At 68.4% G+C, this 24,022-nt stretch carries 24 protein-coding genes and 1 pseudogene; 12 read left to right on the top strand and 13 right to left on the bottom strand.

The window, feature by feature from the left end:
• Nucleotides 1–2: 2 nt before the first annotated feature.
• From CDO81_RS12335 to CDO81_RS12325, 3 genes are all read right to left on the bottom strand, one after another.
• Nucleotides 3–770, bottom strand: coding sequence for a sulfite exporter TauE/SafE family protein (locus CDO81_RS12335; RefSeq protein ID WP_241516981.1), 768 nt, complete (start codon nt 768–770; stop codon nt 3–5).
• Between the two features lie 118 nt (nt 771–888).
• Entirely contained in the window at nt 889–1,815 is a 927-nt protein-coding gene (gene ybiB, locus CDO81_RS12330) for a DNA-binding protein YbiB (protein ID WP_088483518.1), read from the bottom strand.
• A 63-nt stretch (nt 1,816–1,878) separates the two neighbouring features.
• Nucleotides 1,879–2,436, bottom strand: a complete 558-nt coding sequence (locus CDO81_RS12325) for an outer membrane beta-barrel protein (RefSeq protein WP_088483517.1) — start codon at nt 2,434–2,436, stop codon at nt 1,879–1,881.
• A 264-nt stretch (nt 2,437–2,700) separates the two neighbouring features.
• Between CDO81_RS12325 and CDO81_RS12320 the strand changes: the two genes are divergently transcribed.
• Nucleotides 2,701–5,625: an HD domain-containing phosphohydrolase gene (locus CDO81_RS12320; RefSeq protein ID WP_144397223.1), complete on the top strand. Its 2,925-nt coding sequence runs from the start codon at nt 2,701–2,703 to the stop codon at nt 5,623–5,625.
• Nucleotides 5,626–5,644: 19 nt separating this feature from the next.
• Here CDO81_RS12320 and CDO81_RS12315 read toward each other — a convergent pair whose 3' ends face one another.
• Nucleotides 5,645–6,682 carry an ornithine cyclodeaminase gene (locus tag CDO81_RS12315; RefSeq protein ID WP_088483515.1) on the bottom strand — a complete coding sequence of 346 codons (1,038 nt, stop codon included), beginning with the start codon at nt 6,680–6,682 and terminating at the stop codon, nt 5,645–5,647.
• Nucleotides 6,683–6,818: 136 nt separating this feature from the next.
• Between CDO81_RS12315 and CDO81_RS12310 the strand changes: the two genes are divergently transcribed.
• The 3 genes from CDO81_RS12310 (at nt 6,819) to CDO81_RS12300 (ending at nt 8,921) form a co-directional block, all read left to right on the top strand.
• On the top strand, nt 6,819–7,244 hold the full coding sequence (locus CDO81_RS12310) for an Lrp/AsnC family transcriptional regulator (RefSeq protein ID WP_088483514.1): 426 nt from the start codon (nt 6,819–6,821) through the stop codon (nt 7,242–7,244).
• A gap of 161 nt (nt 7,245–7,405) precedes the next feature.
• Nucleotides 7,406–8,266 (top strand): patatin-like phospholipase family protein, encoded by an 861-nt coding sequence (locus CDO81_RS12305; protein ID WP_088483513.1) that lies wholly within the window; start codon nt 7,406–7,408, stop codon nt 8,264–8,266.
• A 4-nt stretch (nt 8,267–8,270) separates the two neighbouring features.
• Complete coding sequence (locus CDO81_RS12300) at nt 8,271–8,921, top strand: LON peptidase substrate-binding domain-containing protein (protein ID WP_088483512.1); 651 nt, start codon at nt 8,271–8,273, stop codon at nt 8,919–8,921.
• On the opposite strand, the gene CDO81_RS12295 is transcribed toward CDO81_RS12300, so the two are convergent.
• From CDO81_RS12295 to CDO81_RS12265, 7 genes are all read right to left on the bottom strand, one after another.
• Nucleotides 8,890–9,723: an alpha/beta hydrolase gene (locus tag CDO81_RS12295; protein WP_088483511.1), complete on the bottom strand. Its 834-nt coding sequence runs from the start codon at nt 9,721–9,723 to the stop codon at nt 8,890–8,892. The genes CDO81_RS12300 and CDO81_RS12295 overlap by 32 nt on opposite strands.
• Nucleotides 9,720–10,613 (bottom strand): YihY/virulence factor BrkB family protein, encoded by an 894-nt coding sequence (locus CDO81_RS12290; RefSeq protein WP_088483510.1) that lies wholly within the window; start codon nt 10,611–10,613, stop codon nt 9,720–9,722. Before CDO81_RS12290 ends, CDO81_RS12295 begins: the two co-directional genes overlap by 4 nt.
• 64 nt (nt 10,614–10,677) lie before the next feature.
• Nucleotides 10,678–11,412 (bottom strand): LytR/AlgR family response regulator transcription factor, encoded by a 735-nt coding sequence (locus CDO81_RS12285; RefSeq protein ID WP_338139992.1) that lies wholly within the window; start codon nt 11,410–11,412, stop codon nt 10,678–10,680.
• Complete coding sequence (locus tag CDO81_RS12280) at nt 11,409–12,485, bottom strand: sensor histidine kinase (protein ID WP_088483509.1); 1,077 nt, start codon at nt 12,483–12,485, stop codon at nt 11,409–11,411. The genes CDO81_RS12285 and CDO81_RS12280 overlap by 4 nt, the downstream gene beginning before the upstream one ends.
• A gap of 6 nt (nt 12,486–12,491) precedes the next feature.
• Nucleotides 12,492–13,226 carry a LiaI-LiaF-like domain-containing protein gene (locus CDO81_RS12275; protein ID WP_088483508.1) on the bottom strand — a complete coding sequence of 245 codons (735 nt, stop codon included), beginning with the start codon at nt 13,224–13,226 and terminating at the stop codon, nt 12,492–12,494.
• An 831-nt stretch (nt 13,227–14,057) separates the two neighbouring features.
• The gene (locus CDO81_RS12270) at nt 14,058–15,431 is read right to left on the bottom strand and encodes an ISL3 family transposase (protein ID WP_241516975.1); all 1,374 of its coding nucleotides are present in this window, start codon (nt 15,429–15,431) and stop codon (nt 14,058–14,060) included.
• A gap of 71 nt (nt 15,432–15,502) precedes the next feature.
• Nucleotides 15,503–15,859 carry a GIN domain-containing protein gene (locus CDO81_RS12265; RefSeq protein WP_088483506.1) on the bottom strand — a complete coding sequence of 119 codons (357 nt, stop codon included), beginning with the start codon at nt 15,857–15,859 and terminating at the stop codon, nt 15,503–15,505.
• On the opposite strand from CDO81_RS12265, the pseudogene CDO81_RS29280 reads away from it, so the two are divergent.
• A pseudogene (locus CDO81_RS29280) lies at nt 15,845–16,102 on the top strand (transposase); the annotation flags it as partial. The gene CDO81_RS12265 and the pseudogene CDO81_RS29280 overlap by 15 nt on opposite strands.
• Before the next feature lie 99 nt (nt 16,103–16,201).
• Here the strand turns inward: CDO81_RS29280 and CDO81_RS12255 are convergent.
• Nucleotides 16,202–16,765, bottom strand: a complete 564-nt coding sequence (locus tag CDO81_RS12255) for a hypothetical protein (protein ID WP_144397222.1) — start codon at nt 16,763–16,765, stop codon at nt 16,202–16,204.
• A gap of 117 nt (nt 16,766–16,882) precedes the next feature.
• Complete coding sequence (locus tag CDO81_RS12250; protein ID WP_088483503.1) at nt 16,883–17,437, bottom strand: phasin family protein; 555 nt, start codon at nt 17,435–17,437, stop codon at nt 16,883–16,885.
• A 152-nt stretch (nt 17,438–17,589) separates the two neighbouring features.
• Between CDO81_RS12250 and CDO81_RS12245 the strand changes: the two genes are divergently transcribed.
• The 7 genes from CDO81_RS12245 to CDO81_RS12215 are packed head-to-tail and all read left to right on the top strand — an operon-like array spanning nt 17,590 to nt 23,988.
• On the top strand, nt 17,590–18,528 hold the full coding sequence (locus CDO81_RS12245; RefSeq protein WP_088483502.1) for a histone deacetylase family protein: 939 nt from the start codon (nt 17,590–17,592) through the stop codon (nt 18,526–18,528).
• Nucleotides 18,525–18,974 (top strand): acyl-CoA thioesterase, encoded by a 450-nt coding sequence (locus CDO81_RS12240; protein WP_088483501.1) that lies wholly within the window; start codon nt 18,525–18,527, stop codon nt 18,972–18,974. The genes CDO81_RS12245 and CDO81_RS12240 overlap by 4 nt, the downstream gene beginning before the upstream one ends.
• Entirely contained in the window at nt 18,971–19,684 is a 714-nt protein-coding gene (locus CDO81_RS12235) for a nitroreductase (RefSeq protein WP_088483500.1), read from the top strand. The genes CDO81_RS12240 and CDO81_RS12235 overlap by 4 nt, the downstream gene beginning before the upstream one ends.
• Nucleotides 19,681–20,676 (top strand): 2-hydroxyacid dehydrogenase, encoded by a 996-nt coding sequence (locus tag CDO81_RS12230; protein WP_088483499.1) that lies wholly within the window; start codon nt 19,681–19,683, stop codon nt 20,674–20,676. The genes CDO81_RS12235 and CDO81_RS12230 overlap by 4 nt, the downstream gene beginning before the upstream one ends.
• Nucleotides 20,673–21,464, top strand: coding sequence for a hypothetical protein (locus CDO81_RS12225; RefSeq protein ID WP_088483498.1), 792 nt, complete (start codon nt 20,673–20,675; stop codon nt 21,462–21,464). Before CDO81_RS12230 ends, CDO81_RS12225 begins: the two co-directional genes overlap by 4 nt.
• A complete protein-coding gene (locus CDO81_RS12220; protein ID WP_088483497.1) occupies nt 21,461–22,828 on the top strand; it encodes a DNA recombination protein RmuC in 1,368 nt (455 codons plus the stop codon). The genes CDO81_RS12225 and CDO81_RS12220 overlap by 4 nt, the downstream gene beginning before the upstream one ends.
• Nucleotides 22,825–23,988, top strand: coding sequence for an MFS transporter (locus tag CDO81_RS12215; protein ID WP_088483496.1), 1,164 nt, complete (start codon nt 22,825–22,827; stop codon nt 23,986–23,988). The genes CDO81_RS12220 and CDO81_RS12215 overlap by 4 nt, the downstream gene beginning before the upstream one ends.
• Nucleotides 23,989–24,022 lie beyond the last annotated feature (34 nt).

Below are 24,022 nucleotides of genomic sequence, written 5' to 3'. Positions count from 1 at the left end.
GGTTAGTGGATGACCTTCCAGCCGGCCATCAGGAGAGAGACGCAAAGCAGGCTGCGGACGATGCCGTCCGGCAGACGGCGAGTCAGCTGGGCGCCCAGCCAGATACCGGGCAGCGAGCCGATGAGCAGCGACACCAGCAGCTCCCAGTTCACGTTGCCCAGGCTGGCATGGCCGAGGCCGGCCACCAGCGTGAGGGGCACTGCGTGAGCAATATCGGTGCCGACGATATCGCGCGCTTTCAGCCGCGGGTAGAGCAGCAGGATAAGCGTAGCGCCGATGGCACCAGCGCCAATGGAAGACAGCGACACCAGGACCCCGAGGACGAGCCCGCTCAGCACGGTCAACCCCGGCTTGCGGGTGTCGGGAATCCAGCGTTCCAGCCGCAGGCCCAGGGCCTGCCAGCTCTGCTTGAAGGCCACCACGACCGCCGTCAGCAGCAGCGCAATGCCCAGCGCGACGGTCAGGGCCGAGGCCCAGCCCTTGGTGATGCCCGTGAAGTGCATCAGGGCGATGGTGGCGAGGGACGCCGGCACCGAGCCCGCCAGCAGGCGGCGCACGATGAGCCAGTTCACATGGCCGTGCCGGGCATGGGCGACTGAACCGCTGACCTTGGTCAGGCAGGCGAACCACAGGTCCGTGCCAATGGCGACGGCCGGGCTCAGTTTGAAGACGGACAGCAGCAGTGGCGTCATCAGGGAACCGCCGCCCACGCCGGTGATCCCGACGATGAGGCCGACGCCCAAGCCACTCGCAATTGCAATTCCGTCCAGCACCCAGCGCACTCCAGGGGTGACCCCATGTCACCCGAGGCCGCGACTCTAGGCAATGTTGCGCTGCGGCAGAACTATTTAATTCTTGGGCCTATATGCCTAGGCCGAATAAGCAACTTCAGTTTGTGGCCAAAAGCCGCAGGACGGCCACCTGTTCCGCGATGCGCGGCGGCACCAGCGCCTGGCCGGCCAGGATGGCGCGGATGAACGAGGCGTTCTCCTGCGGGGTGCAAGCGGGCGATAGCGGCCAGTCGAGGTCGCCGGTGTCGGCCGGGTGCAGAGGCGCCGTCTGGCCGTCCTGGAACCCGATCAGGTGAGCCTTGCGGCGCAGATGGGCGTAGGCCTCGCCCTCGCTGGCACGCATCAGCAGCGCACGGCCGCCAGGTGCGGCGGTCAGGTCAGGCAGGGCGGCGCCCATGCTGTCCAGATACTCCGGATGGGTCACGGCCACCACGCGCACCGCCCGGCCGGCGGGGAAGGGGTCGAGCAGCTTGGCCAGGCTGTGACTGCTGTTGCGCAGGCCCAGGCGCGGGCGCAAGGCCATCAGGTTGTTCAAGCCTGGGTTCAGCAGCGACAAAGGCAGCACTGCCAGGCGGTCGCCCGCCAGCCGGGCCTCGGCGTCGGGCAGCGAGGCGCTGGTCGGCAGGCCGAGGGCGTCCAGCAGTTCGAAGGGACTGTGGCGGCTGTCGAAGTCATGCCGGCCGAAGATCAGCACCGGCACGCCCTCCCGGGCAAGCAGCAGCGCCACCAGCGGCATCAGGTTGGCTTGCTTGCGGGCCCCGTTGAAGCTGGGCAGCAGCACGGTGCGCGCGCCCGGCGGCGCGGTCAGTGGCGCGGTGCGGGCCTGCATCGCCGCAAGAAAGCCCGCCACTTCGTCTGCGCTCTCGCCCTTGACCCGAAGCGCGATCAGGATGGCGCCCAGTTCCAGGTCCGGCACCTGGCCGTCGAGCATCGCGCCGAATAGGGCCTCGGCCTGCGGCTGGGTCAGGTCACGCGCGCCTCGGGCACCGCGGCCGAGTTCCTTGATGAGAGCGGGGAAATCCATGCCCGCGAGTGTAGGAACGACAAAGGCCGCCCGTGGGCGGCCTGTGGATCGAGTGAAGTTCGATCAGAACGCGAAGGTGGCGCCCACGCTGATCAGGCGAAGCGTGCCCTTCTGGCCCGCAACTTCTCCCTCGGTTGAATCCACGCCGAGTTCCAGCTTGACGGCCGGGCTGATGGCGTAGGTGAGGCCGACACCGGCGTAGACCTTGGTCTTGGTTTCGGATGTCGAGACGGCGATGGCGCCGGAGCGAACATCGGCCTTGGTCTTTACCTGAGCAGCACCCAGGCGCAAGTTCATTCCCCATTCGTTGCTCAGAGGCAGCGCATAGGCGCCGCCGATGGTGAAGGCCGAGGACTTGAGCGTGCCCGAGGAGGCGCTGTCCGACCCGCTGGCCTTCCCCAGACCCCAGTAGCCTGCTTCGAGGCTGAAGCCGTTGCCGAAGCTGTAGCCGCCGACGATCTTGCCGCCGGTGTCGGTCTTGTCGCAAGACGTGGCACCGGTGCAGTCCAGGTTCACATGGGTCGAGCCGCCGGCCAGAGTCAGGTAGGCGCGGGCGGGTTCATCGGCGTGAGCGGCGCCGGCGGCCAGTGCCGCGGCGATCACGAGTGCGTACTTCTTCATGTCTTCCTTGCGAGGTTGTGTGGCTTGCCGCGCGAGGCAGTGACCGCGGCGGCGCCTTTCGAGGCGGAGCGGATGCTAGGTGCACACCATGACCCATGCTGGAAGTCTTGTCGTCAGGAGACGACGTTAGCCCCGGTGAATCTTTCCCTCCAAACTTGGGGCAGCGCCACCCGGCGCTGGACCGCGCCAACCGCGAAGGAATGCACAGCCGGAGCGGTGGCACGCGGGGATACTGCCGCGCATCTCGGTCCCCGCCTGGTTTCCATGCCTCAGTTGAAGCCGAAGACCCTCTACGTCACGTTGAGCCTGTTGATGATCGGCCTCGTGATCTTGGTCTATGGCGCGCTGATGCTGCACGAGCGGTCACGCAGCGACGCGTTGATGCTGCAGCAGGCCGGAGCGGCTGCCAAACGCATTGGGCGCGAGGCGGCGGCCACGGTGGAGTCGGAGCTGCGGCCGGCGCGCGTCAGTGTGGCGCTGCTGGCCGCCAGTGGCTTGGCCGGTGCCCGCAGCGAGGCCGAACGCCTGGCCGCGCTCCCGCAGTTGGCGGCGGCTCTGCGCAGCAACCACTCGGTGTCGGCGGTCTACGTCGGCACGGCGAAAGGCTCCTTCTTGCTGCTGCGCAGCCTGACGAGCGCCGCCGCCCGCAGCCGCATGGGCGCGCCTGGCGACGCGCACTACGGCTTGCAGAGCGTGGACCGCGACACCGGCACCGCCCGCGGCAGCTACCGCTTCCTGGACGCCGACCTGCGCGAGCTGCAGCGCGTGGACCGCCCGGACTACGACTTCGACCCGCGCACCCGCCCCTGGTACGAGCTGGCACGCCGGGCGGGGGACGGCAAGTCGGTGCAGTCCGAGCCCTATGTCTTCTTCACGACGGGAGAGCCCGGCGTGACTCTGGCGGAGGCCCGCGGCGACGTGGTGGTCGGCGCCGACGTGAGCCTGCAAGCGCTCGGCGTGATGCTGTCGCGCCCGCAGATCAGCGCTTCAGCCGAATTGATGATCGCCACCGCACAGGGGGAGCTGGTGGCCCAGGCGCGGCGCAGAGAAGTCGCCTCGGCCGGCGCCCGCAGCCTGCCCAAGGTGACGGAGGCCGCCACGCCGGTGATGCGCGACCTCTGGAGCCGGCTGGACGCTGAGCGCCGGCTGGCGCCGGTGCAGGACGTGGCGGGCCGGGAGTGGGTGGCGCATGCGCTGCCGCTGGCCACCGGCGAGGCCAGCCCGCCGCTGACCCTGCTGATGGCGGCGCCGCGCGAGGAGCTGCAGGCCTTCCAGATCGAGAGCCGGCGACACGGCTTCTACATCTCGCTGGGCCTGATGCTGCTGCTGTTGCCGGTGGTGCATCTGCTGGCCGACCGGGTGTCGCGCCCGTTGCGGCACCTGGCACGGCAGGCCGAGGCCATCCGGCATTTCGAGTTCGACTGGCCGGACCCCAAGCGCAGCTTGATCCGCGAGGTGGACCGCCTGGCGTTGGCCATGACGGCGATGAAACATTCGCTGCGCCGCTTCCTGGACATCAGCGGCGCGCTGAGCGCGGAGCGCGATTTCGACACCCTGCTGGACCGCATCCTCAGCGAGACGATCGCGGTGGCCGGCGCCAGCGGCGGCGCCGTGCACCTGCTGACCCCGGATGGCGGGGAGCTGCGGCCGGTGGCCACGCGGCTGCTCGGGGAGGCCACGCCCGGCGCCGGGCGCACCTGGGACCTGCGTGACACCGACAGCGTGGCCGCGCCCGTGCGCGCCGTGCAGGCCGACGCCACCATCGAGACCGATCTGCGCTGGGACGACCCCCGCCATCTGCAGGCCTACGAGACCCTGTTCGTGCGCCTGAGTGCCGCGCGCATGCGGCTGCTGTCGCTGCCACTGAAGAACCGGCAGGACGAAACCATCGGCACCCTCACGCTGAGCTTCCCGCTGCCCGCCTCCGGGCCGACCGAGCCGCTCGGTGCGGCCCGGGTGGCCTTCGTGCGGGCGCTGTCGGGCACGGCCGCGCTGGCCATCGACAACCACCTGCTGCTCAATGCCCGCAAGGCGCTGCTGGAAAGCTTCATCCAGCTGGTGGCCGGCGCGATTGATGCCAAGAGCCCCTACACCGGTGGCCACTGCCAGCGCGTCCCGGAGCTGGCGCGGTTGCTGGCGCAGGCCGCCTGCGATGCGACCGAGGGCCCTTTCGCCGGCTTCACGATGACGCCGGACGAATGGGAGGCCCTGCACATCGCGGCCTGGCTGCACGACTGCGGCAAGGTCACGACGCCGGAGTTCGTGGTCGACAAGGCCACGAAACTGGAGACGCTCTACAACCGCGTGCACGAGATCCGCACCCGCTTCGAGGTGCTCAAGCGCGATGTGCTGATCGAGCGCCTGCAGGCCCGGCTCGGCGCTGACGGTGCCGCCCACGCGCAGGCCGAGGCCCAGCCGGCGCTGGCGGGGCTGGATGCCGACTTCGCCTTCGTGGCCCGCTGCAACCAGGGCGGCGAGTACCTCAGCCCCGAGGATCAGGCGCGGCTGCGCCAGATCGGCGCCCGCACCTGGCGGCGCACGCTGGACGACAGCCTGGGCCTTTCTGCCGACGAGGCCCGGCGATTGCAGCGCCCGCGCCCCGCGCTGCCGGCCCTGGAGCGCTTGCTGAGTGACCGGCCGGAGCACCTGATCCCGCGGCCCGCCGAAGACCGGCTGCCCCGGGACAACCGCTGGGGCATCCGCCTGCCGCAGCCCGAGCATCTCTATCACCGCGGTGAACTGCACAACCTCCTGGTGTCACGCGGCACGCTGAGCGACGAGGAGCGCTACAAGATCAACGAGCACATCGTGCAGACCTTGAAGATGCTCAGCGAGCTGCCCTTCCCGCGGCATCTGCGCCAGGTGCCGGAGATCGCGGCAGGCCACCACGAGCGCATGGATGGGCGCGGCTATCCGCGGGGCCTCACCGGCGAGCAAATGAGCGTGCAGGCCCGCATGATGGCGATTGCGGATGTCTTCGAGGCCCTCACGGCTGACGACCGTCCCTACAAGCCCGGCAAGCCGCTGTCGGAGGCCTTGACCATCCTGCAACGCATGGCGGCCGAAGGCCATCTCGACCCCGATCTTCATGCGCTGTTCCTGCGCTCCGGCGCCTGCCTGGCCTACGCGCGGCGCTTCATGCCCGCGGCACAGATCGATGTGCAGGACGTGACGGCCTATCTGTCCTGAGCCGCCGGCGGGTGCTGCTTCAGGCCGCCTGGCGCTGCTGGCTGAGCTGGAGTTCGCCGAACAGATCCTTGGGATCGGCCATCTGCGGGATCAGGTCCAGCGGGGCGCCGAGACCAAGCTGCTGGCTCAGGTCACGCAGCAGGCGCAGCGCGGAGAAGTCCTCCAGCGCGAAGCCGACCGAGTCGAACACGGTGATCTGTTCGGCGGTCTCGCGGCCTGAGGCCTGGCCTGCGAGCACGCGCCAGAACTCGGTGACCGGGAAGTCAGCCGGCATCTGCTGCACGTCGCCCTCGATGCGCGACTGCGGTTCGTACTCGACGATCACCCGCGCGGCCTGCAGCACGCCCGGGTGCAGCTCGGTCTTGCCGGGGCAGTCGCCGCCCACGCCGTTGATGTGCTGACCCGGGCGGATCATGTCGGGCGTGAGGATGGTGGCGTTGGCCTTGTCGGCGGTGACGGTGGTGATGATGTCGGCGCCCTGCACGGCTTCGGCCGTGCTGCTGCAGACCGTGAGCGTCAGGCCGGGAGTGCCTTCGAGATGGCGCACGAGCTTTTGCGTGGCGGCGGGGTCGATGTCGAACAGGCGCAGCTCGCGGATGCCCAGCAGGTGATGGAAAGCCAACGCCTGGAACTCGCTCTGGGCGCCGTTGCCGATCAGCGCCATCACGCGGCTGTCGGGGCGGGCCAGGCGCTTGGCCACCATCACGGAGGTGGCCGCGGTGCGCATGGCGGTGGTCAGGGTCAACTCGGACAGCAGCACCGGCGCGCCGGTGTCGACATCGGCGAGCACGCCAAAGGCCATCACGGTCGGCAGGCCGAAGCGGTGGTTTTTGGGGTGCCCGTTGACGTACTTGAAACTGTACAGGCTCGCGTCGGCAATGGGCATCAACTCGATCACGCCGTCGGGCGAATGGGCCGCCACGCGAGGTGTCTTGTCGAACTCGGCCCAGCGCAGATAGTCCTCTTCCAAGGCGCCGACCAGGCGGCGGAATAAATCGGGCAGGCCCACGCGCTGCACGAGGTGGGCGACGTCCTGGGTGGTGAGCAAGCGGGTCATGAGAGTCTCCTGGCGGGGTTTGAAGTAAGGGTTGGAGCGATTCTTCAGAGCCAGGCTGCCAAACAGAAGCGCAATTCCTGCCAAGTAATGCAAGGTGTTTTGGCAAAATGACAGTCTCAACTGACGATTTGCGCAAATGGACGCCCTCGACCAGCAACTGCTCGCGCTGCTGCGCACCAACGCCCGGGCCCCGGTGGCCACCCTCGCGGCCAAGCTGAAGGTGTCGCGGGGCACGGTCACCAACCGCATCGCCCGGCTGGAGGACAGCGGCGTCATCACCGGCTACACGGTGCGCCTGCGGCCCGACTCGGTGCCGGACGAAATCACCGCCTGGATGAGCATCACCGTGGAAGGCAACCGCACCCGCGAGGTGGTGTCGATGCTGCTCGGTGAGCCGGGCATCACCGGGCTGTTCGACACCAACGGCCGCTGGGACCTGCTGGCCGAGATCCGCAGCGCGACGCTGCAGGAGCTGGCGGACGTGCTGGAGCGGGTGCGGCTGATCAAGGGCATCGCGAGCACCGAGACCTCCATCCACCTGCAAAGCTACAAGCTGGCCTGAGCGGCTGACAGTTCCTGCCGCTTCAGCTGCCCCGCAGGCCGGCTGACGGCGCCGCGCCTCGGTTATCGTGCGCGCGCTTCCCTGCGCTTGAAATGACTTCATCCCTGTTCCGTCGCGCCTGGCTCCTTGCCAGTGCTCTCGTCCTCGCTGGCTGCTCCGTCATGACCAGCCCGCCGCCCCAGACGCCGGTCGTCACCCCGCCCGTGCAGCCGGTCGATCCGCCGCCCTATGTGAAGCCCGTGCCCAAGCCACCGCGCCTGGGCCTGGCCCTCGGTGGCGGGGCTGCGCGCGGCTTTGCGCACATCGGCGTCATCCAGGTGCTGGAGGAGAACGGCATCAAGGTGGACCTGGTCGCCGGCACGTCCGCCGGCAGCCTGGTCGCGTCGCTGTATGCCTCGGGCAAGACGGGCAAGGAGCTGCAGACGCTGGCCGAGACCATGGACGAGGGCGCCATCACCGACTGGTCCTTCCCGCTGCGCGGCCTCATCCGCGGGGAGGCGCTGGCGCGGTTCATCCGTGACAAGACGGGTGGCCGTGCGATCGAGCAGATGGCGCTGCCGCTGGGCATCGTGGCGACTGACCTGTCGGACGGCTCCTCGGTGCTCTTCCGCAGCGGCGACACCGGTACGGCGGTGCGCGCGTCCAGCGCCGTGCCCGCGGTGTTCCAGCCGGTGCGCATCGGGCAGCGCGAGTACGTGGACGGTGGCCTGGTGTCGCCGGTGCCGGTGCGCTTTGCGAAGGAAATGGGCGCGCAGCTCGTCATCGCCGTGGACATCACCTCGCCGCCTGAAAAAGACCCGCCCGGTGACGCCTTCCGCATGCTGATGCAGACTTTCTCCATCATGGGTCGCAGCATCAATTTCTTCGAACTGCGTGATGCAGACGTCGTCATCCGCCCGCGGCTGGATGGCGTCGGCAGTGCTGACTTCACCGCGCGCCGCCGTGCCGTGCAGGCCGGCCGCGAGGCCGCGCAGGCGCTGCTGCCCCTGATCCGCCAGCGCATCGCCGAGAAGACCCGCTGACACGATGAACTCGCCTGACACCGAAACGCCGCTGTTCCCGTTGCGCTCGGTACTGTTCCCGGGCGACCCGCTGCCGCTGCGCATCTTTGAGCCACGCTACCTGGACATGGTGCAGCGCTGCCATGCGCGGGGCGAGCCCTTCGGCGTGGTGGCGCTGACCGAAGGCGACGAGGTGAGACGCCGCGACGGCGCGGGCTTTCAGCGCGAGGAGTTCCATGACGTGGGCACGCTGGCCCACATCGAGCGCTTTGATGCCAGCCAGCCGGGCCTCATCCACATCCGCACTGTCGGCCGCCAGCGCTTCCGGTTGCTGAGCCGCCGCTGCCTCAGTCACGGCCTGTGGGTGGGCCAGATCGAGCGCCTGCCGGACGATGCCGAGGTGCCCGTGCCGGATGACCTGCGCCTGGCCGTGCGCCAGTTGCAGGACGTGCTGGCCAGCCTGGGCGGGCGCGCGGCGCCGGAGGACCTGCCGGTGCAGCCGCCCTACCGCTGGGACGACGCGGGCTGGCTGGCCAACCGCTGGGCGGGCCTGCTGCCCATGACGCTGCAAGAGCGCCATCGCCTGATGGCGCTGGAGAACCCGCTGCTGCGGCTGGAGCTGGTGGTGGACCGGCTCGATGCGCTTACCGCGCCCGGCCGTCCAGCCAGTTCGTGAGGGTCGCGAGCACCGCCGCTTTCTCGGGCTCGTTGAAGATTTCATGGGCACATCCAGCCCAGGGCCGCGTGGCCACCACCTGCGCCGGGGCGGCCGCGGCAAACGCTTCGCTGCCGCGCGGGGCCACGCAGCGGTCAGCTTCGGCCCACATCAGCAGCGTCGGCACGGCCCAGTGCGAGGCCTGGGTGATGACGTGGGCGCCGGCGTCGACGATGAAGCGGGTGAGCCGGGCCGTGATGCGGTCGTGCACCAGCGGGTCGGCCACATAGGCGGCCACCACGGCCGGGTCGCGGCAGATCCATTCCGGCTTGAGCCCGTTGCCAACGGCTAGGCCGGGCGTGAGCTTCTCGGCAATTGCCAGCGCCAGCTTCTGGGCGCCGCTCAGGCCGGGGTCAAGCGCGGGTGAGGACAGCACCAGCCCATCCAGCGGCCGTCGCCAGGCAGCCGGCTGCGCAGCCAGGGCATCAGCTGCGAAGCGCGCGGCCACCGCACCGCCCATGCTGTGCCCCAGCAGCACGAAGGGCCGCCCGGGTTGGCGCACTGCGTCGATGACGAGCGCGGTGTCGCGTAGCAGCGCATCCGGACCAGGCACGTCGCCGCGCGGGCCGCCGCTGTGGCCGTGGCCGCGGTGGTCCCAGCCGTGCACGTCCCAGCCGTGGGCATTCAGTGCGGCCGCGACATGGGCGTAACGGCCCATGTGCTCGCCCAGGCCGTGGCAGATCAGCACCTGGCCGCGAGGCGCCGCCGCAGCGGGCCAATGGTGGGTGTGCAGGGCGAGGCCGTCGTGGGTTGTGAGCGTCATGGTGGCGCGGAGTTTGCCGCAGACGCGGCGAGTTCGCGTCGCGAACCCAGCACGCGGGCGTAGGCCCAGGTGAACTCCGCGCCGATGAGCAGGATCTGCGCCGAAAAGTACACCCACACCAGCAGCGCCACCACCGAGGCCGCCGCGCCGAAACCCGACACCACGCCGCTGCGCTGCAGATAGACGCTGATGCCGTAGCGTCCCAGGGCAAACAGGCCCGCCGTGACGAGGGCGCCCAGCAGCACGTCTCGCCAGGCCACCCGCACCCGCGGCATCCACTTGAAGATGAGGGCGAACACCGCCACGATGAGCGCCTGGCTGACCACCGTGTTGACCACCGCAGCCACGCGCAGGCCGTCGCCGAACCAGGGCTGCCAGAGCACCTGCGCAGCCGACATGACGGCATCCAGCAGCAACGACACCAGCATCAGAAAGCTCAGGCCCAGGATCACGCCGAAGCTCAGCAGCCGCGCCCGCAGCCAGGCCAGCCAGCCCTGCAGGGGCTGGGCCGGCGCACGCCAGATGGTGTCCAGCGCGTCCTGCAGCTCGGCGAACATCGTGGTCGCGCCCACCAGCATGAGGCCGAGCCCCAGCACGGTGTTCAGCCAGCCACCCGCCGGCCAGGAGACCGACTTCAACAGCGATTCGATGGTGGACGCCGCGTTGGGACCGAGCAGGCCGGCCAGTTCATCGAACAACTCCCCCCGGACCGCCTCGCCGCCCCACACCAGGCCCGCGACCGACACCACGATCAGCAACAGCGGGGCCAGCGAGAACAGCGTGTAGTAGGCCAGTGCCGCGCCCATGCGCGGGCCGCGGTCGGCCAGGAAGCCTTCGAAGGTCAGCATCAGCACCCGCCCGAGCGGGCGCAGCAGGGGGCGCCAGTGCATGCGGCGCAGTGTGCGGCCAGACGAGGCGAGGCCTTGTAGGACGAAGCCCCTCAGCGCCGCGACGTCACAGCACCGACCGCAGGCGGTCGTAGCCACTGCGGCTGACCGGGATGCGCTTGCCGTTCTTCATGCGCGCGATGTAGGCATCGCTGTCGGTCTTCTCCAGCCCCTGCAAGGCGGCGAGGTGAATGATGAACGAGCGGTGCACGCGCACGAAGCGGGTGGGGTCGAGCTGGGCTTCAAGCTCCGAGATGCGCTGCGCCTTCAGGTGTTCCCGGCCGTGGGCGTGGAAGGCGACGTTGTCGGCCTGGGACTCGATGTAGGCGATGTCGTCAACCGCGAGCACCTGCAGGCCGCCCGGGGTGTCCGGGTCGCGCACCAGCACGCGGGCGATGTGAGGCGCGGCCGGCGACAGGAGGCGGTCCAGCCCGGGCGTCGGCTGCCCGATCAGGCGGCGTGCGCGGGCCAGCGCGGCGTCGAAACGGTCCTGCGCGAAGGGCTTGAGCAGGTAGTCCACCGCATGCAGCTCGAAGGCGCGCAGCGCATGCGCATCATGGGCCGTGGTGAAGATGACGCCGTCGCGCCGGCCCGTCAGCTCCAGCACTTCCAGGCCGGTGAGCTTGGGCATCTGGATGTCGAGCAACACCAGCTCAGGCTGGTGCTCGGTGATGGCCTTGGCCGCTTCCAGGCCGTTGCCGGCCTCAGCCACGAGGCGGATGTCGGCATGTGGCCGCAGGTACTCGGCCAGCAGGCGGCGGGCCAGGGGTTCGTCGTCGGCGATCAGGGCGCGCAGCGTCATGGCAAGGTCTCGCAAGGGACGGTGAGTTCAACCGCGAAGCCCTCGGGCGTCGGGCCCCAGTGCACGTGGGCGCGGCCGGCGTACTGGGCCGCGAGGCGTTCGCGCAGGTTGCGCAAGCCCAGGCCCAGGCCGGCGTCGGTCGGGGTGCCCGACGGCAGGTGGGCAACGGGCACCGGGTTGCGCACGGCGACATGCAGCCAACCGTCACGCACCAGGGCCTGGATCTGCAGCAGTCCGCCGTCGTCGCGCGGACGCAGGCCGTGCTTGAGCGCGTTCTCCACCAGGGGTTGCAAGGTCAGCGGCGGCAGCAGTGCGGGCAGGGCGTCGTCGCTGGCCTCGATGGCCGTGGCCAGCTTGTCGCCCAGCCGTTGCCGCTCGATGGCGAGGTAGTGCTGCACCAGGGCGAGTTCGTCCTGCAGGCGGATGCGCTCGCGCCCGGCGAGGTCCAGGGTCTGGCGGAAGAACTGCGCCAGATCGATGGCCATCGCGCGGGCGCCAGCCGGGTCGAACTGGGTCAGGGCGCTGATGGAGTTCAGGCTGTTGAACAGGAAATGCGGGTCGATCTGAAGGCGCAGCAGTTGCAGTTCCATGTCGCGGGCCAGCAATCGCGCCTGGCTTTCGCGCATGGCGGCGTTCTGGCTGGCCTGGAACGCGATCAGCAGGTCATGCGCGAGCACCGCGAGCGTCAAAAGGCCGAGCAGCGTGACGGCCAGCAGCGTGATGCCGCCAGCACTCAGGCCCACCCAACCCCGGGCATGGCCGAACAGCGTGCCGGCGGCGTCCCAGGCCAGGGCCAGACCCAGCATGGTGGCCGCAAGCGTGCCCACCAAAGCGCCGCGGTGGGCGAGGGCAGTCGTCCAGGGGCCGGCGCCGAACGGGCGGCTGCGGCAGGGGTAGTAGGTGGCCAGCAGCATGAAGGCGAACACCGCGCACAGTGGCATCGTCCAGGGCATGGCGGCGCCCACCGGTGCGATGCGCAGTGCGTGCAGCAGCAGCGCCAGGGCCGGTCCCGCGAGGGCCCAGGCCAGCAGGTAGACCGCCAGCCCGCGCCAGTGCGTCAGCAGCGGATGCAAGGCGCGTCAGTGCTTGATCTCGACACCGCCGAACATCACCTCGCCGCACAGCAGCAGGCGAGGGCCCGGCGTCATCGGCGGGACGGTCTTGTCGTCCACGCCGCCAAAGGTGGAGGCCACCTCCAGCACCACCTGCCAGTCGCGCGGCACGCGCAGGTCGATGCCACTGAAGTGGGCCGAGATGTCCAGGCGAGCCTCGGGTCCGGCGAGCTTGGCCTGGGTCAGGTCCAGCTCCACGCCGCCGAAGGTGCTGGTGATGCGGCCGCCCTTGAAGCTGGGCGAGTCGTTGCGCTGGCTGACCGCGCTGAAGCTGGCCTGGATGTCCACCGAGTCGCCATGCTCCAGCGTCACGTCGCCCGGCTCCAGGTCGCCGCCGGGGCGCGGCACCAGCCCGCGGGTGACGATGGACAGGCCCACCAGGATGATCACCACCGGCCACCAGTCGCGCCAATTGACGTGCATCAGGCCGAGGTTCTGCGCCGTGAGCAGCACCCCCACGCCGACCAGCAGCGCGCCGAACACGCCGCTGCCGCGGTGTTGGGGCCAGATCAGCCGGGCCACGCCCCACAGCACGATGGCCAGCGGCCAGAAGGTGCGCAGCAGGGGCATGTCGAACAGCCGCAGGTTGTCCAGCAAGGCCAGCAGCCCGATGCCGATGACGGCAAGGCCGAAGAACACACGCTGCCCGGCGTGGCGGACACGCGGGGTGCGGCGAAAGGCGGGATGACGGGTGCGGCGCATGGGCGGGGTCACAGACAGCAAGGGCTGCTAGTAGACCCCGAAGCTACCCGGCTCGCGCGGCCGCGGCGGTGAATCGACGTGCCGGGGCGACGAATCGACGGCGCAAGCGCTTTTGAGTAGCAAGCGCCAAAAGTAAGCTGGATCAACGACTTATGTGCTCATCCGTACTTCGGCGGGCCTGGAGCTGACGCGTCCAGACCTGCTTCGATACACACCAATGTTGGCGATATCTCCACGGACGCGCCTGAGTAAGCCTCGAGGCTAGCTGTCGGGACGGGCGGGCGATTGGCTCGGAATAGCTGACCGATCAGCCCGGTCGCCTGTGAACTGACGGGCGGCCTGGGGCAGTCGCGATAATTCTTGGTAAATCTCGATAATTGGTCTTGGTCAGCTGCACCTGGGAAGTGCCGCACCACCTCCACTAGTTAGCTACGGTCCTGGTGCCCCGTGTCGGCCAGCCATCACTATGCTTCGTGCCGTGGGAGCGGCTTGCGACATGGAGAACTGTTGCGCTGTGCGGAGGGCCGCGCGCGCGTGAGACTCTTCACATGGGTGATCGAGGCCGTAAGGTGACAGCAATCGGGCCGCGACGCGTTGCTGCCCGCCCATCACGCTGTGCTCGCCCAGGCCAGTGCCCCTCGACGAGTTCAGGGCGAACGCATATAACAATGCCGCTTCCAGAAGCGCTAGCCGCGGCAGAGAAGCCGGCTGGAAATGGGTTGCGCGTGGGGGTCGAGCATCTCGCCCGACCAGGCTGCAGGCGCTGGCCAGCACTGACCGTCGGTGCTGGCTTTCATTGACGGGTATCCGGATTTGGCTGTGTTTGAGGCGTCAGAGCCGGCCTGACTGCAGCAGCTCGATCAGTGTGTTTATGTCGGGGCCGAAGTTCTTCGGCTGCTCGTACTGCCGCTGTGGTTCCTCGGCACGCCACCTGGTGTTCATCGGGATTGCGAACGACCTGGCAAGGCGGCCGGGCGGAAGGTCGTAAGACGTGAGCGTCTCGACCTCGCGGCGACGCTCGAACTTGGGCTTGGCCAGCGTTTTCTTGTGGGCGCCCTCGGTGAAGAGGATCTTCGCCCGCAGCGCTTCGAAGGAGTAGCCACGGCCGAGCCGGTTCATGACCCGGATCAGGCTGTTCAAGCTCTCCGTGTAGGCGTTGGTGACCGGATGCTCGAAGTAGTTCAGGATGAAGGGCTGCCAGTTGTTGAACGCACGGATAAGGTCGGTGAAGGCCTCGCGTACCTCAGGGACCACAGCCTTGCTCCAGGCCTCGTAGGCGGCCAGCGCCGCCCTGGGGCTGGATGAGCCCTCGTAGACAGCGTAGAAGCTCTCCTTGAGCCTGTAGGCCGCGCCCAGCTCCGGGTAATTAGCTGTCCAGCCATCCAGCAGCAGCAGCTCCTGGTCGTTGAGGTCCCGCTCGCGCTTCAGGAGCACGAATCGGTCGTGCATAAGCCCGCGGCGCTGCTTGGACGTGAGCTGCTCGCGCAAGCTCTTCCTGACCTTCTCCACAGCGTCATTGGCCATCCGAACGACGTGGAACTTGTCGATGACGATTCGTGCGTCGGGCAGGACCGCCTGGACGGCATCGCGGTACGGCGTCCACATGTCCATGGCCACGTACTGAACCTCGCTCTTGCCTTCGAGCTGGTACAGGTAGTTCGTCACCGTCTTCTTGTCCCGGTTGGGGAGCATGTTGACGATGGTGTTGTTGCCGATGTTGCTGATGACGCAGCGTGGCCGGATCAGGTGGATCTCGTCGATGCCCATCCACTTCGGCGTCTCGAAGCGGAACTGGGCCTCCAGCTCGTTCACGTAGTCCCTGAAGATGTTCCTGATGGTCTTCTCGTCCAGCCCGGTGTCATCGGCGATGCTGGCGAACGTCCGCCGCAGGCTTTGCTGGCCGATCCACTTCACCAGCCGGTCGGTCATCTCGCGCTTGGCGTTGACCGCTGGCAGCGTCTCCATGAACGTCTTGCCGCAGTCCTGGCAACGCCAGCGGCGCGTGTCGACGTAGATGGCCAGGCGCTTGCCGTGGGTCGGCAGGTCACGGATCACCTGCTCATTGCGGCCGTGTCCGATGACGCGGACCGAGCCGCACGCATTGCAGCCACCTGGCGGGTTCGACGCTTCGGCGTAGACGTGATAGTCGTGATCGGATTCCTCAACCCTTTGCACCTTGAAGTCGGGAAGGTTGAGCAGGTTCATGGTCATCGCTATAGGGCCGGTCGACGCGTTCATCCGCCGGCATTCGTTGTTCTAGTTCGCGATGCCCAAGGCTAGTCGTCGAAATCGATGTCGCCAGAGCCTGCGACCTTGGCATCTCGAATCTTGGGACTGCCCTTGACCGTCACGTCGCCCGAGCCGTGCAGGCGGACCTTCGCTTCCTCACTGGCAAACGCACGAACGTCGCCTGATCCATGGAGCTTGATCGTGGCCTTGCGCGCCCTCAGTCGCCGGGTGTCGATGTCGCCGGAGCCTTGCAGGGTAAGCGAGACGACCGATGCATGGCCGTCGGCGACGACATCTCCAGAACCACGCAGCTCGACACGCAACTCGTCCTGGTCCAGTCCAGCGAGCCGAACATCCCCTGACCCTGAGAGGTCAGCAGCGCTGCGGGCGTCAACGAGAACCAGGCCGAATCTTTCTTTTCAAGGCTGAGGCGCTACGTCCTAGGTATCGGTCACAAGTTTGAGCCGCAATACATCCTCGACTACGCCGTCGAGATGGCTTGGCGAGAAGACTGCCGACGTCAGACGGAGGGCACCAAGACGGATGCACTGACGCGAGGTCTTCTTAGCTCCCACACGTCGAAGTGGCGCGGGTACTTTCAAGGACGCATCCCCAGTTCAAGAACCGACAGCGTCGCCCAGGGCTAGCACGCTCAGTCAAGTAGTTTGGCCCACCTGGCGCTGACGGGCGCGATACCATCGCACACCCGTCACTTGACGTGCCGTCCGTGCCTCACGGCCACCGCGCTAGCGCTCCAGTGGCGCTTGCGTCCAGCGGCTCTCGACGGTGTGGCCGCCGACGGCCGCCCGCCGCAGCAAGCCTGCAGCGTGCATCGCTCGCATTCGCTTCCGAACGGCGAGCTTGAATTCGTAGAACTCGCCTCCGGGGATCTGAAGCTTTGACTCCGTCATGACGAACACCGCAATCTCGTTGGTGGTCAGCTCTTCACCGTTGGCTTCGCGTAGGGCCTTTAGGATCAGCCTGGTCATCTGGCCCGGCTGCAAGTAGTAGGCCCGCTCTTGCGATTTGATGGCTGATATTGAATCGGCATCAACCATGATGCGGTGCTGGCTGATCGCACGGTCGATCGCTGCCATATCGCTCTCAATCCCCTGGATCAACAAGGGCGTGCGCGACCTGATGATGCTCAGCCGCTTCTCGAGCGTTTGCCTGCGCTTGTCGATAGCACTGATGGCCGCTTCGATCTGCGCCTCACGCGCGGCCTGACGTTTCTTGACTTTCTTGATCTCGCCGAGCAACCGACCTCGGTGAGTAATCAGCCATTTGAGCGCAGCAGGAATTCTGACCATGCCCTGATTAAATCCACAGGGCCACTCTTCATCAAGGGCATCTGCTACTCGATAGCGGGCGCAAGAAAAAAGGCCCGGTGCGTGAGCACCGGGCCTTCAGGCAGGAAGCCCGTTCGATCAGGCGGCGCGCTTGCTGGCGCGGGTGGCCGTCTGCGTGGCCTTCACGGCCTGGGAGGTGGCGGCCTGGAAGTTGGCTTCGGCAACCTCGACAGCCTGCTTGGTGGCCTTCTGGACCGACTCGAAGGCGTTGTTGGCGGCGGCGACGGCCGACTTCACCAGGGCAACGGCGTTCTCGGTGCCGGCCGGGGCGTTCTTGGCGGCCGTGTCGACCATGGCGGTGAACTTCTTCTGCGCGTCGGCGAACTGGGCTTCAGCGGCCTTGGCGACTTCGGAGCCGGTGGCGGAGGCGATGTCGTACAGGTGGCGGCTGTAGGAGGCGGCCTTCTCGGCAGTCGGCTGCAGCAGCGATGCCTGCAGAGACAGCAGCTCTTGGGCGTCCTTCACGGACAGCGCGGCGGAGGTGGTGTCGGCGGCTTCGGTCAGCGCGGTCTTGGCGACCTGCAGGTTCAGCTCGACGAGCTTCTCGACGCCTTCGAAAGCCTTGTTGGTCAGGCCGAAGAGGGTTTCGACGTTGGCCTTGTGGGCGGCCAGGACTTGTTCAGCGGTCAGCATGGTGGACTCCGTTTCAGTGAGGTTGAACCGTTTGCCGTGCTTTGCTGCACTGCAACATGAACCGAATGATAGGGGCCCGCGGCCGGATTGCAAGTACTTTTTGTGCGCTGCAACAATTTAGGGGTGTCCGGATGTGACTATCGTGGCGGCCCATGCTGGCCTTTCACTACGACGCCCACCCGCTGGAGTTGCCGCCGGGGCACCGCTTCCCTCAGTCCAAATACCGCTTGCTGCGGGAACATTTCGAGCGGCACCCCGGGCTGCTGCGCATGCAGCCCGGGCCGGTGGCGACCGAAGGCGAGCTGGCGCTGGTGCACACGCCTGACTACGTGGACGCGGTGCTGATGGGGCGGCTCAGCGCGGCGGAGCAACGGGAGATCGGCTTCCCGTGGACGCCATCGGTCGCCGAGCGCTCGCGCCGCTCGGTCGGCGCCACGATCGCGGCCGCCCGGGCCGCGCTGGTCGAAGGTGTGGCGGCCAACATGGCCGGCGGCACCCACCATGCCTATGCCGACAAGGGGTCGGGCTACTGCGTGTTCAACGATGTGGCCGTGGCGGCCCGCCTGATGCAGGCGGAATGGGCACGCCGGCATGGCCAGTTGCTGCGGGTACTCGTCATCGATCTGGACGTGCACCAGGGCAACGGCACCGCGTCGATCTTCCGGGACGACGAGACCGTCTTCACCTTCTCCATGCACGGCCAGCGCAACTTCCCGTTCCGCAAGGAGGCCAGCGACCTGGACGTGGGCCTGCCCGACGGTTGCGGCGACCTGGAATACCTGGCGGCGCTGGATGAGGCGCTGGAGGAGGTCTGGCGCCGCTGCCGGCCCGGGCTGGCTTTCTATCTGGCGGGCGCCGACCCGCACGAGGCGGATCGACTCGGGCGGCTCAAGCTCAGCTACGACGGCCTGGCCGAGCGTGACGGCCGCGTGCTGGATGCGCTGCGGGCGCGCCGCATCCCCGTGGCACTGAGCATGGCGGGCGGCTATGGCCACGACCTGGCCACGACGGTGGCGGTGCAGGTCAACACGCTGAATGTCGCCGCCGCGTCCTGGGCGGTGTGGCAGCGCATGAAAGAATCGGCGGCATGACCTCACGCCCCCAGCCCGACAGCCGTGACGCCTACGCCCGCTTCGTGCCGCTGACCACCCGCTGGATGGACAACGACGCCTACGGCCACCTGAACAACGTCGTCTACTACAGCCTGTTCGACACCGCGGTGAACAGCCTGCTCATCGACGCGGGCGCACTCGACATCCATGCCGGCGCCGTGATCGGCCTCGTCGTCGAGACCCACTGCAACTTCTTCGAATCGCTGGCGTTCCCGCAGCGCCTCGAGGCCGGCGTGCGCGTGGCCCAGCAGGGGCGCTCCAGCGTGCGCTACGAGATCGGGTTGTTCGCCGAAGGGGCAGCCACCTGCGCGGCGCGCGGTCATTTCGTGCATGTCTACGTCGATCGCGACAGCCGCCGCCCGGTGGCCGCGCTGCCCGATGCCTACCTATCCGCTCTCGAGACCCTGAAGGCCCCGACCCCATGAACCGTTTCGACACCCCGACGCCCGAGCAGACTGCCGCGGTCGACGCTGCCATCAAGACCCGCCATTCACTGCGCGCCTTCCTACCCACGCCCGTGCCCCGCGAGACGGTGGAAGACATCCTGGAAGTGGCCCGCTGGGCGCCCTCGGGTACCAACACGCAGCCCTGGCAGGTGCATGTGCTCACCGGCGACGCCTTGAAGCGTGTGACCGGCCGCATCCATGCCGCCTACCTCGATCCGGAGCAGAACGCCGCGAACAAGGAAGAGTACGCCTACTACCCGAACGAATGGCGCAGCCCCTACATCGACCGTCGGCGCAAGGTGGGCTGGGACCTGTACGGGCTGCTGGGCATCGCCAAGACCGACAAGGCGCGCATGCAGCACCAGCATGGCCGCAACTTCGTGTTCTTCGACGCCCCGGTGGGCCTGTTCTTCACCATCGACCGCGTCATGCAGCAGGGCTCGTGGCTGGACTACGGCATGTTCCTGCAGAACGTCATGATCGCCGCTCGCGCCCGCGGCCTGCACACCTGCCCGCAGGCGGCCTTCACGCAGTTCCATCGCGTGATCGCCGACGAGCTCCAGCTGGGCGAGGAGCAGATGCTGGTGTGCGGCATGTCGCTGGGCTTTGCCGACCCGGCAGCTGTCGAGAACGGCCTCGTGACCGAGCGCGCGCCGGTGGCCGAGTTCACCCGGTTCATCGACGAATGAGCGCGCTGACCGACAAGCCCGCCGTGCTGGTGGCCCGCCGCGCCCCGGAAGCGGTGTTGCAGCGGCTGCAGGCCTCCTTCGAGGTGGACTATCACGACGGCGAGCTGCCCTTGCCGCCGGCCGAACTGCAGGCACGGCTGCACGGCAAGGCTGGCGCCTACATCACCGGCACCGAGCGCATCACGGCTGCGTTGCTCGACGCCTGCCCAGCGCTGCGCGTGGTCTGTACCATGAGCGTCGGCTACAACCACATCGACCTGGCGGCCTGTACCGCGCGTGGTGTGCTCGTGACCAACACGCCGGACGTGCTGACCGAATCGACCGCCGACTTCGGCTTTGCACTGCTGATGGCCACGGCGCGTCGGATGAGCGAAGGCGAGCGGCTGCTGCGCGATGGCGGTTGGAAGAGCTGGGCCTGGGACTTCCTCGCCGGCTCGGAGGTGCACGGCACGACGCTCGGCATCCTCGGCATGGGTCGCATCGGGCAAGCCATCGCACGGCGCGGCCACTTCGGCTTCGGGATGCCGGTGATCTATCACAACCGCTCGCGCCTGCCGGTGGACACCGAGGCTGAGCTGGGCGCTCGCTATGTGTCCAAGGAGACGCTGCTGCGTGAGGCCGACCACCTCGTGCTGGTGCTGCCCTATTCGGCTGAGGCGCATCACTGCATCGCAGCGCCCGAGCTGGCCCTGATGAAGCCCACCGCCACCCTCGTCAATGTGGCGCGCGGCGGCATCGTCGATGAAGACGCGCTGGCTCTAGCGCTGCGCGAGCGGCGTATCGCGGCGGCGGGGCTGGACGTCTTCGAAGGCGAGCCGCGTGTGAACCCTGCGCTGCTGACCCTGCCCAACGTCGTGCTCACGCCCCATATCGCGAGCGCCACCTTGCCCACGCGCCGCGCCATGGCGGGCCTGGCTGCCGACAACCTGATCGCCGCGCTGACCGGCGGCAAGCCGCCCACACCGCTGAACCCTGAAGTTCTCTCCGCATGAACCGCCGCCTGATCTGCCTGCTCTGTCTCGTTCCCGCCCTGGCCCTGGCCCAGAAACCCAAGGCACCGCCGCCACCAGCGCCCGAGCCGGTGGCTGAGGACAAGACCCCGCGCGATGCCAACAAGTTCGCCGCGCTGTCGCTGCTGGGGGACAGCGTGCAACTCATCAGCCTGAGCCCTGCGCGCGGCGACACGGTGCAGTCCGGTGAATGGACGGCGGCGCCGAGCGGCGGGCTGGACAACGCCGTGCTGCAAGCCCTGAACCAGGCCGTCACGGCGGCCGGCCCCGGTCGCGAGATCAAGCTCTACACCTCCAGCACGCGCAGCTTGTTTGGCGACCCGGCCAACCTCTTCGTCAACGGCCGCCTGAGCCTGCCCGGCAAGCTGGGCGATGCCGTGCGGCAGAGCGGCGCGGCGCATCTGCTGCTCGTCACGCGCAGCCGGCAGGAGCCGGCGCTGGCCTCGGCACTGCCGCAGCGCATCCTGACCACGCTCGAGGGCCCCGGCTTCGTGCTGGACCAGCGCCCGAGCGGCCAGATCGGCTTTGACGGGCAGGGCGGCTTGCCGGTGTTTGCGCCGTTCGTGTCCATCCGCGTGGCCCTCGTGGACCTGAGCGACCTGAAGCTGCGCCGCGAGCAGTCCATCGCCGTGGCCAGCCGCCTGCCGGTGGCGCCCGCCAATGCGGCCAACCCCTGGGCCGCCACCACGGTGGAGCAGCGCCTGCAGGCGCTGGAGGGCCTGATTGAAGCCGAACTGCCCAAGGCCGTGGCCGGACTGGTGGCGCCATGACCGGTTTCGAGCTGGTGGTGCTGGGCCTGCTGGCCCTGATCTTCCTGCTGCTGGTGCTGATCTGGGTGCGGCACAAGCCGGTGGCGGGCGTACCGCCCGAGCTGCTGCAGAGCAACGAGCGCCTGGAACGCGAACTGCGTGACGAACTCGGCCGCAGCGCGAGCGGCACGCGGCAGGAGCTGATGCAGGGCCTGGCGCAGTTCCAGCAGGTGCTGACCCAGGGCCTGCAGGGTAGCAACCAGTCGCTCGCCGCCCAGGCGCTGGCCGCACGCGAGGCGCAGGATGCCGCCGCGTTGCGCAGTGTGCAGGCCCAGGCCGAGTCCATGCAGCGCCTGAACGACGCGATGCGCGAGCAGTTGCAGGGCCTGTCCAAGCGCAACGACGAACGACTGGCCGAGCTGCGCCTGACCGTGGAGCAACGCCTCACCGCCATCCAGCAGGACAACGAGAAGAAGCTCGAGCAGATGCGCGCCACCGTCGACGAGAAGCTGCATGCCACGCTGGAGCAGCGCCTGGGCGAGAGCTTCAAGCAGGTGGCCGAGCGGCTGGAGCAGGTGCACAAAGGCCTGGGCGAGATGCAGAACCTGGCCCGCGATGTCGGCTCACTCAACCGCGTGCTGACGAATGTGAAGACGCGCGGCGTGTTTGGCGAAGTGCAGCTGGCGGGCCTGCTGGAACAGGTGTTCACGCCCGAACAGTACGCGGCCAACGTGGCGACACTGCCGGGCTCGGCCGAGCGCGTGGAGTTCGCGATCAAGCTGCCCGGGCAGCGTGACGATGGCCAGCCGCTGTGGCTGCCCATCGACGCCAAGTTCCCGCGCGAGGACTACGAGCGGCTGCTGGATGCGCAGGAGCGGGGCGACGTGGCCGCGGCGGATGTCGCCGGCAAGGCCATCGAGGCGCGGCTGCGGCTGGAAGCCCGCACTATCCGCGAGAAGTACATCGGACCGCCCCACACCACCGACTTCGGCATCCTGTTCGTGCCCACCGAGGGGCTGTATGCCGAGGCGCTTCGCCGCCCGGGCCTGGTGGAGGGCCTGCAGCGCGAGTTCAAGGTCATGCTCTGCGGCCCCACCACACTGCTGGCCACGCTGACCAGCCTGCAGATGGGCTTTCGCACGCTGGCGCTGGAGAAGCGCAGCGCCGAGGTCTGGGAGGTGCTGGGTGCCGTCAAGACGGAGTTCGGCAAGTTCGGCGATGTGTTGGCCAAGGCCAAGAAGAAGCTGGAGGAAGCTGGCAACACGCTGGATGCCGCCGAGGTGCGCACCCGCGCCATGACGCGCAAGCTCAAGGGCGTCGAGGCGCTGCCTGACGACGCCTCCCAGCAGCTGCTGCAGCTTGGCCTGGGCGAGGACGCCGAGTGAGCGACCCCGCGCCAGCGGCTCCGACCCATCTGCGCCACGCCTTCCCGTGGCTGATCGCCACCATGATCTGCGTGCATGCCTGCATGGCCACCACGCGTGTCACGGCCAGCCTGTGGGTGTTGAACCAGGGCTATGGCGAGGCGTCGGTGGGCATGCTGCTGAGTCTGTTCGCGGTGGCGCCGATCGTGTTGTCGCTGTGGGCCGGCCGACTGGCCGACCGGCACGGCTTTCACCGCCCCGTCGGTGTGGGCGTCGCGATGGCCTTCGTGGGCGCCTTGCTGGCGCTCGTCATCCCGCAGTTGTGGGCGATTGCTACCGGCTGCCTGTTGTGCGGTGGTGCGGTCGCGGTGGCCGCGGTCGCCCTGCAGCGCGAGGCGGGCCTGATGGCCGAGGCGCCCGGCGAGCTCAAGCGCATCTTCAGCTGGATGGCGCTCGGGCCGGCCATGTCCAACGCTCTGTCGCCCATCATCGCCGGCCTGCTGATCGATCTTGTGGGCATGTGGGCCGGCTTTGCGTTCGCGACCGTGCTGCCCCTGCTCGCGGGTCTGCTCGCCCGCCAGGTGCCCCGCAATCCGCCGGCCGTGCGCACCAAGAGCTTTCGCGAGCGGGCGGCCTGGGACCTGTTCCGCTTGCCGGCCTACCGCCGGCTGCTGATCGTCAATCTGGCACTGTCCGCCGGCTGGGATGCGCACAGTTTCGTGGTGCCGGTGGTGGGCCATGCGCGCGGCTTGTCGGCCTCCAGCATCGGCGTGGTGCTGGGCAGCTTTGCGGTGGCGGCGACCGTCGTGCGCCTGGCCATCGTGCGCTTTGCCGATGACATCGACGAGGCCAAGGCCCTGCGCGCGGCCATGGGGGTGGCCATGCTGACCTTCATCGCCTATGCCTGGCTGCCCGGCACGCTGGGCCTGATGTGCGGCTCGGCGCTGCTGGGTATCGCGCTGGGCTCGGTGCAGCCGATGATCCTGGCCATGCTGCACCGGGCCACGCCGCCCGAGCGCCACGGCCAGGCACTGGGCCTGCGCATGCTGACGGTGAACGGTGCCACGGTGGCCATGCCCATGGGCTTTGGCATGCTGGCTGCCGCCACCGCGCTCGCGGCGCCGATGTGGGTCATGGCAGCCGCCTTGCTCGCGGCGCAGTGGCCGGCCCGCAAGTTGTAGCGCTGGGAGACGTTACAACTTTGCGGTGCCTGTC

The organism is Roseateles puraquae (assembly GCF_002205845.1).
In the GTDB taxonomy this organism is placed as follows: domain Bacteria; phylum Pseudomonadota; class Gammaproteobacteria; order Burkholderiales; family Burkholderiaceae_C; genus Pelomonas; species Pelomonas puraquae.
This window is presented reverse-complemented; position numbering and strand designations above follow the sequence as displayed.

Bases quoted from the DNA above. Each gene is read 5' to 3' on its own strand.
- ybiB (WP_088483518.1), bottom strand. From the start codon at position 1,815: ATGGATTTCCCCGCTCTCATCAAGGAACTCGGCCGCGGTGCCCGAGGC.
- CDO81_RS12325 (WP_088483517.1), bottom strand. From the start codon at position 2,436: ATGAAGAAGTACGCACTCGTGATCGCCGCGGCACTGGCCGCCGGCGCC.
- CDO81_RS12320 (WP_144397223.1), top strand. From the start codon at position 2,701: ATGCCTCAGTTGAAGCCGAAGACCCTCTACGTCACGTTGAGCCTGTTG.
- CDO81_RS12315 (WP_088483515.1), bottom strand. From the start codon at position 6,682: ATGACCCGCTTGCTCACCACCCAGGACGTCGCCCACCTCGTGCAGCGC.
- CDO81_RS12310 (WP_088483514.1), top strand. From the start codon at position 6,819: ATGGACGCCCTCGACCAGCAACTGCTCGCGCTGCTGCGCACCAACGCC.
- CDO81_RS12305 (WP_088483513.1), top strand. From the start codon at position 7,406: ATGACCAGCCCGCCGCCCCAGACGCCGGTCGTCACCCCGCCCGTGCAG.
- CDO81_RS12300 (WP_088483512.1), top strand. From the start codon at position 8,271: ATGAACTCGCCTGACACCGAAACGCCGCTGTTCCCGTTGCGCTCGGTA.
- CDO81_RS12295 (WP_088483511.1), bottom strand. From the start codon at position 9,723: ATGACGCTCACAACCCACGACGGCCTCGCCCTGCACACCCACCATTGG.
- CDO81_RS12290 (WP_088483510.1), bottom strand. From the start codon at position 10,613: ATGCACTGGCGCCCCCTGCTGCGCCCGCTCGGGCGGGTGCTGATGCTG.
- CDO81_RS12285 (WP_338139992.1), bottom strand. From the start codon at position 11,412: ATGACGCTGCGCGCCCTGATCGCCGACGACGAACCCCTGGCCCGCCGC.
- CDO81_RS12275 (WP_088483508.1), bottom strand. From the start codon at position 13,226: ATGCGCCGCACCCGTCATCCCGCCTTTCGCCGCACCCCGCGTGTCCGC.
- CDO81_RS12270 (WP_241516975.1), bottom strand. From the start codon at position 15,431: ATGAACCTGCTCAACCTTCCCGACTTCAAGGTGCAAAGGGTTGAGGAA.
- CDO81_RS12255 (WP_144397222.1), bottom strand. From the start codon at position 16,765: ATGGTCAGAATTCCTGCTGCGCTCAAATGGCTGATTACTCACCGAGGT.
- CDO81_RS12250 (WP_088483503.1), bottom strand. From the start codon at position 17,437: ATGCTGACCGCTGAACAAGTCCTGGCCGCCCACAAGGCCAACGTCGAA.
- CDO81_RS12245 (WP_088483502.1), top strand. From the start codon at position 17,590: ATGCTGGCCTTTCACTACGACGCCCACCCGCTGGAGTTGCCGCCGGGG.
- CDO81_RS12240 (WP_088483501.1), top strand. From the start codon at position 18,525: ATGACCTCACGCCCCCAGCCCGACAGCCGTGACGCCTACGCCCGCTTC.
- CDO81_RS12235 (WP_088483500.1), top strand. From the start codon at position 18,971: ATGAACCGTTTCGACACCCCGACGCCCGAGCAGACTGCCGCGGTCGAC.
- CDO81_RS12230 (WP_088483499.1), top strand. From the start codon at position 19,681: ATGAGCGCGCTGACCGACAAGCCCGCCGTGCTGGTGGCCCGCCGCGCC.
- CDO81_RS12225 (WP_088483498.1), top strand. From the start codon at position 20,673: ATGAACCGCCGCCTGATCTGCCTGCTCTGTCTCGTTCCCGCCCTGGCC.
- CDO81_RS12220 (WP_088483497.1), top strand. From the start codon at position 21,461: ATGACCGGTTTCGAGCTGGTGGTGCTGGGCCTGCTGGCCCTGATCTTC.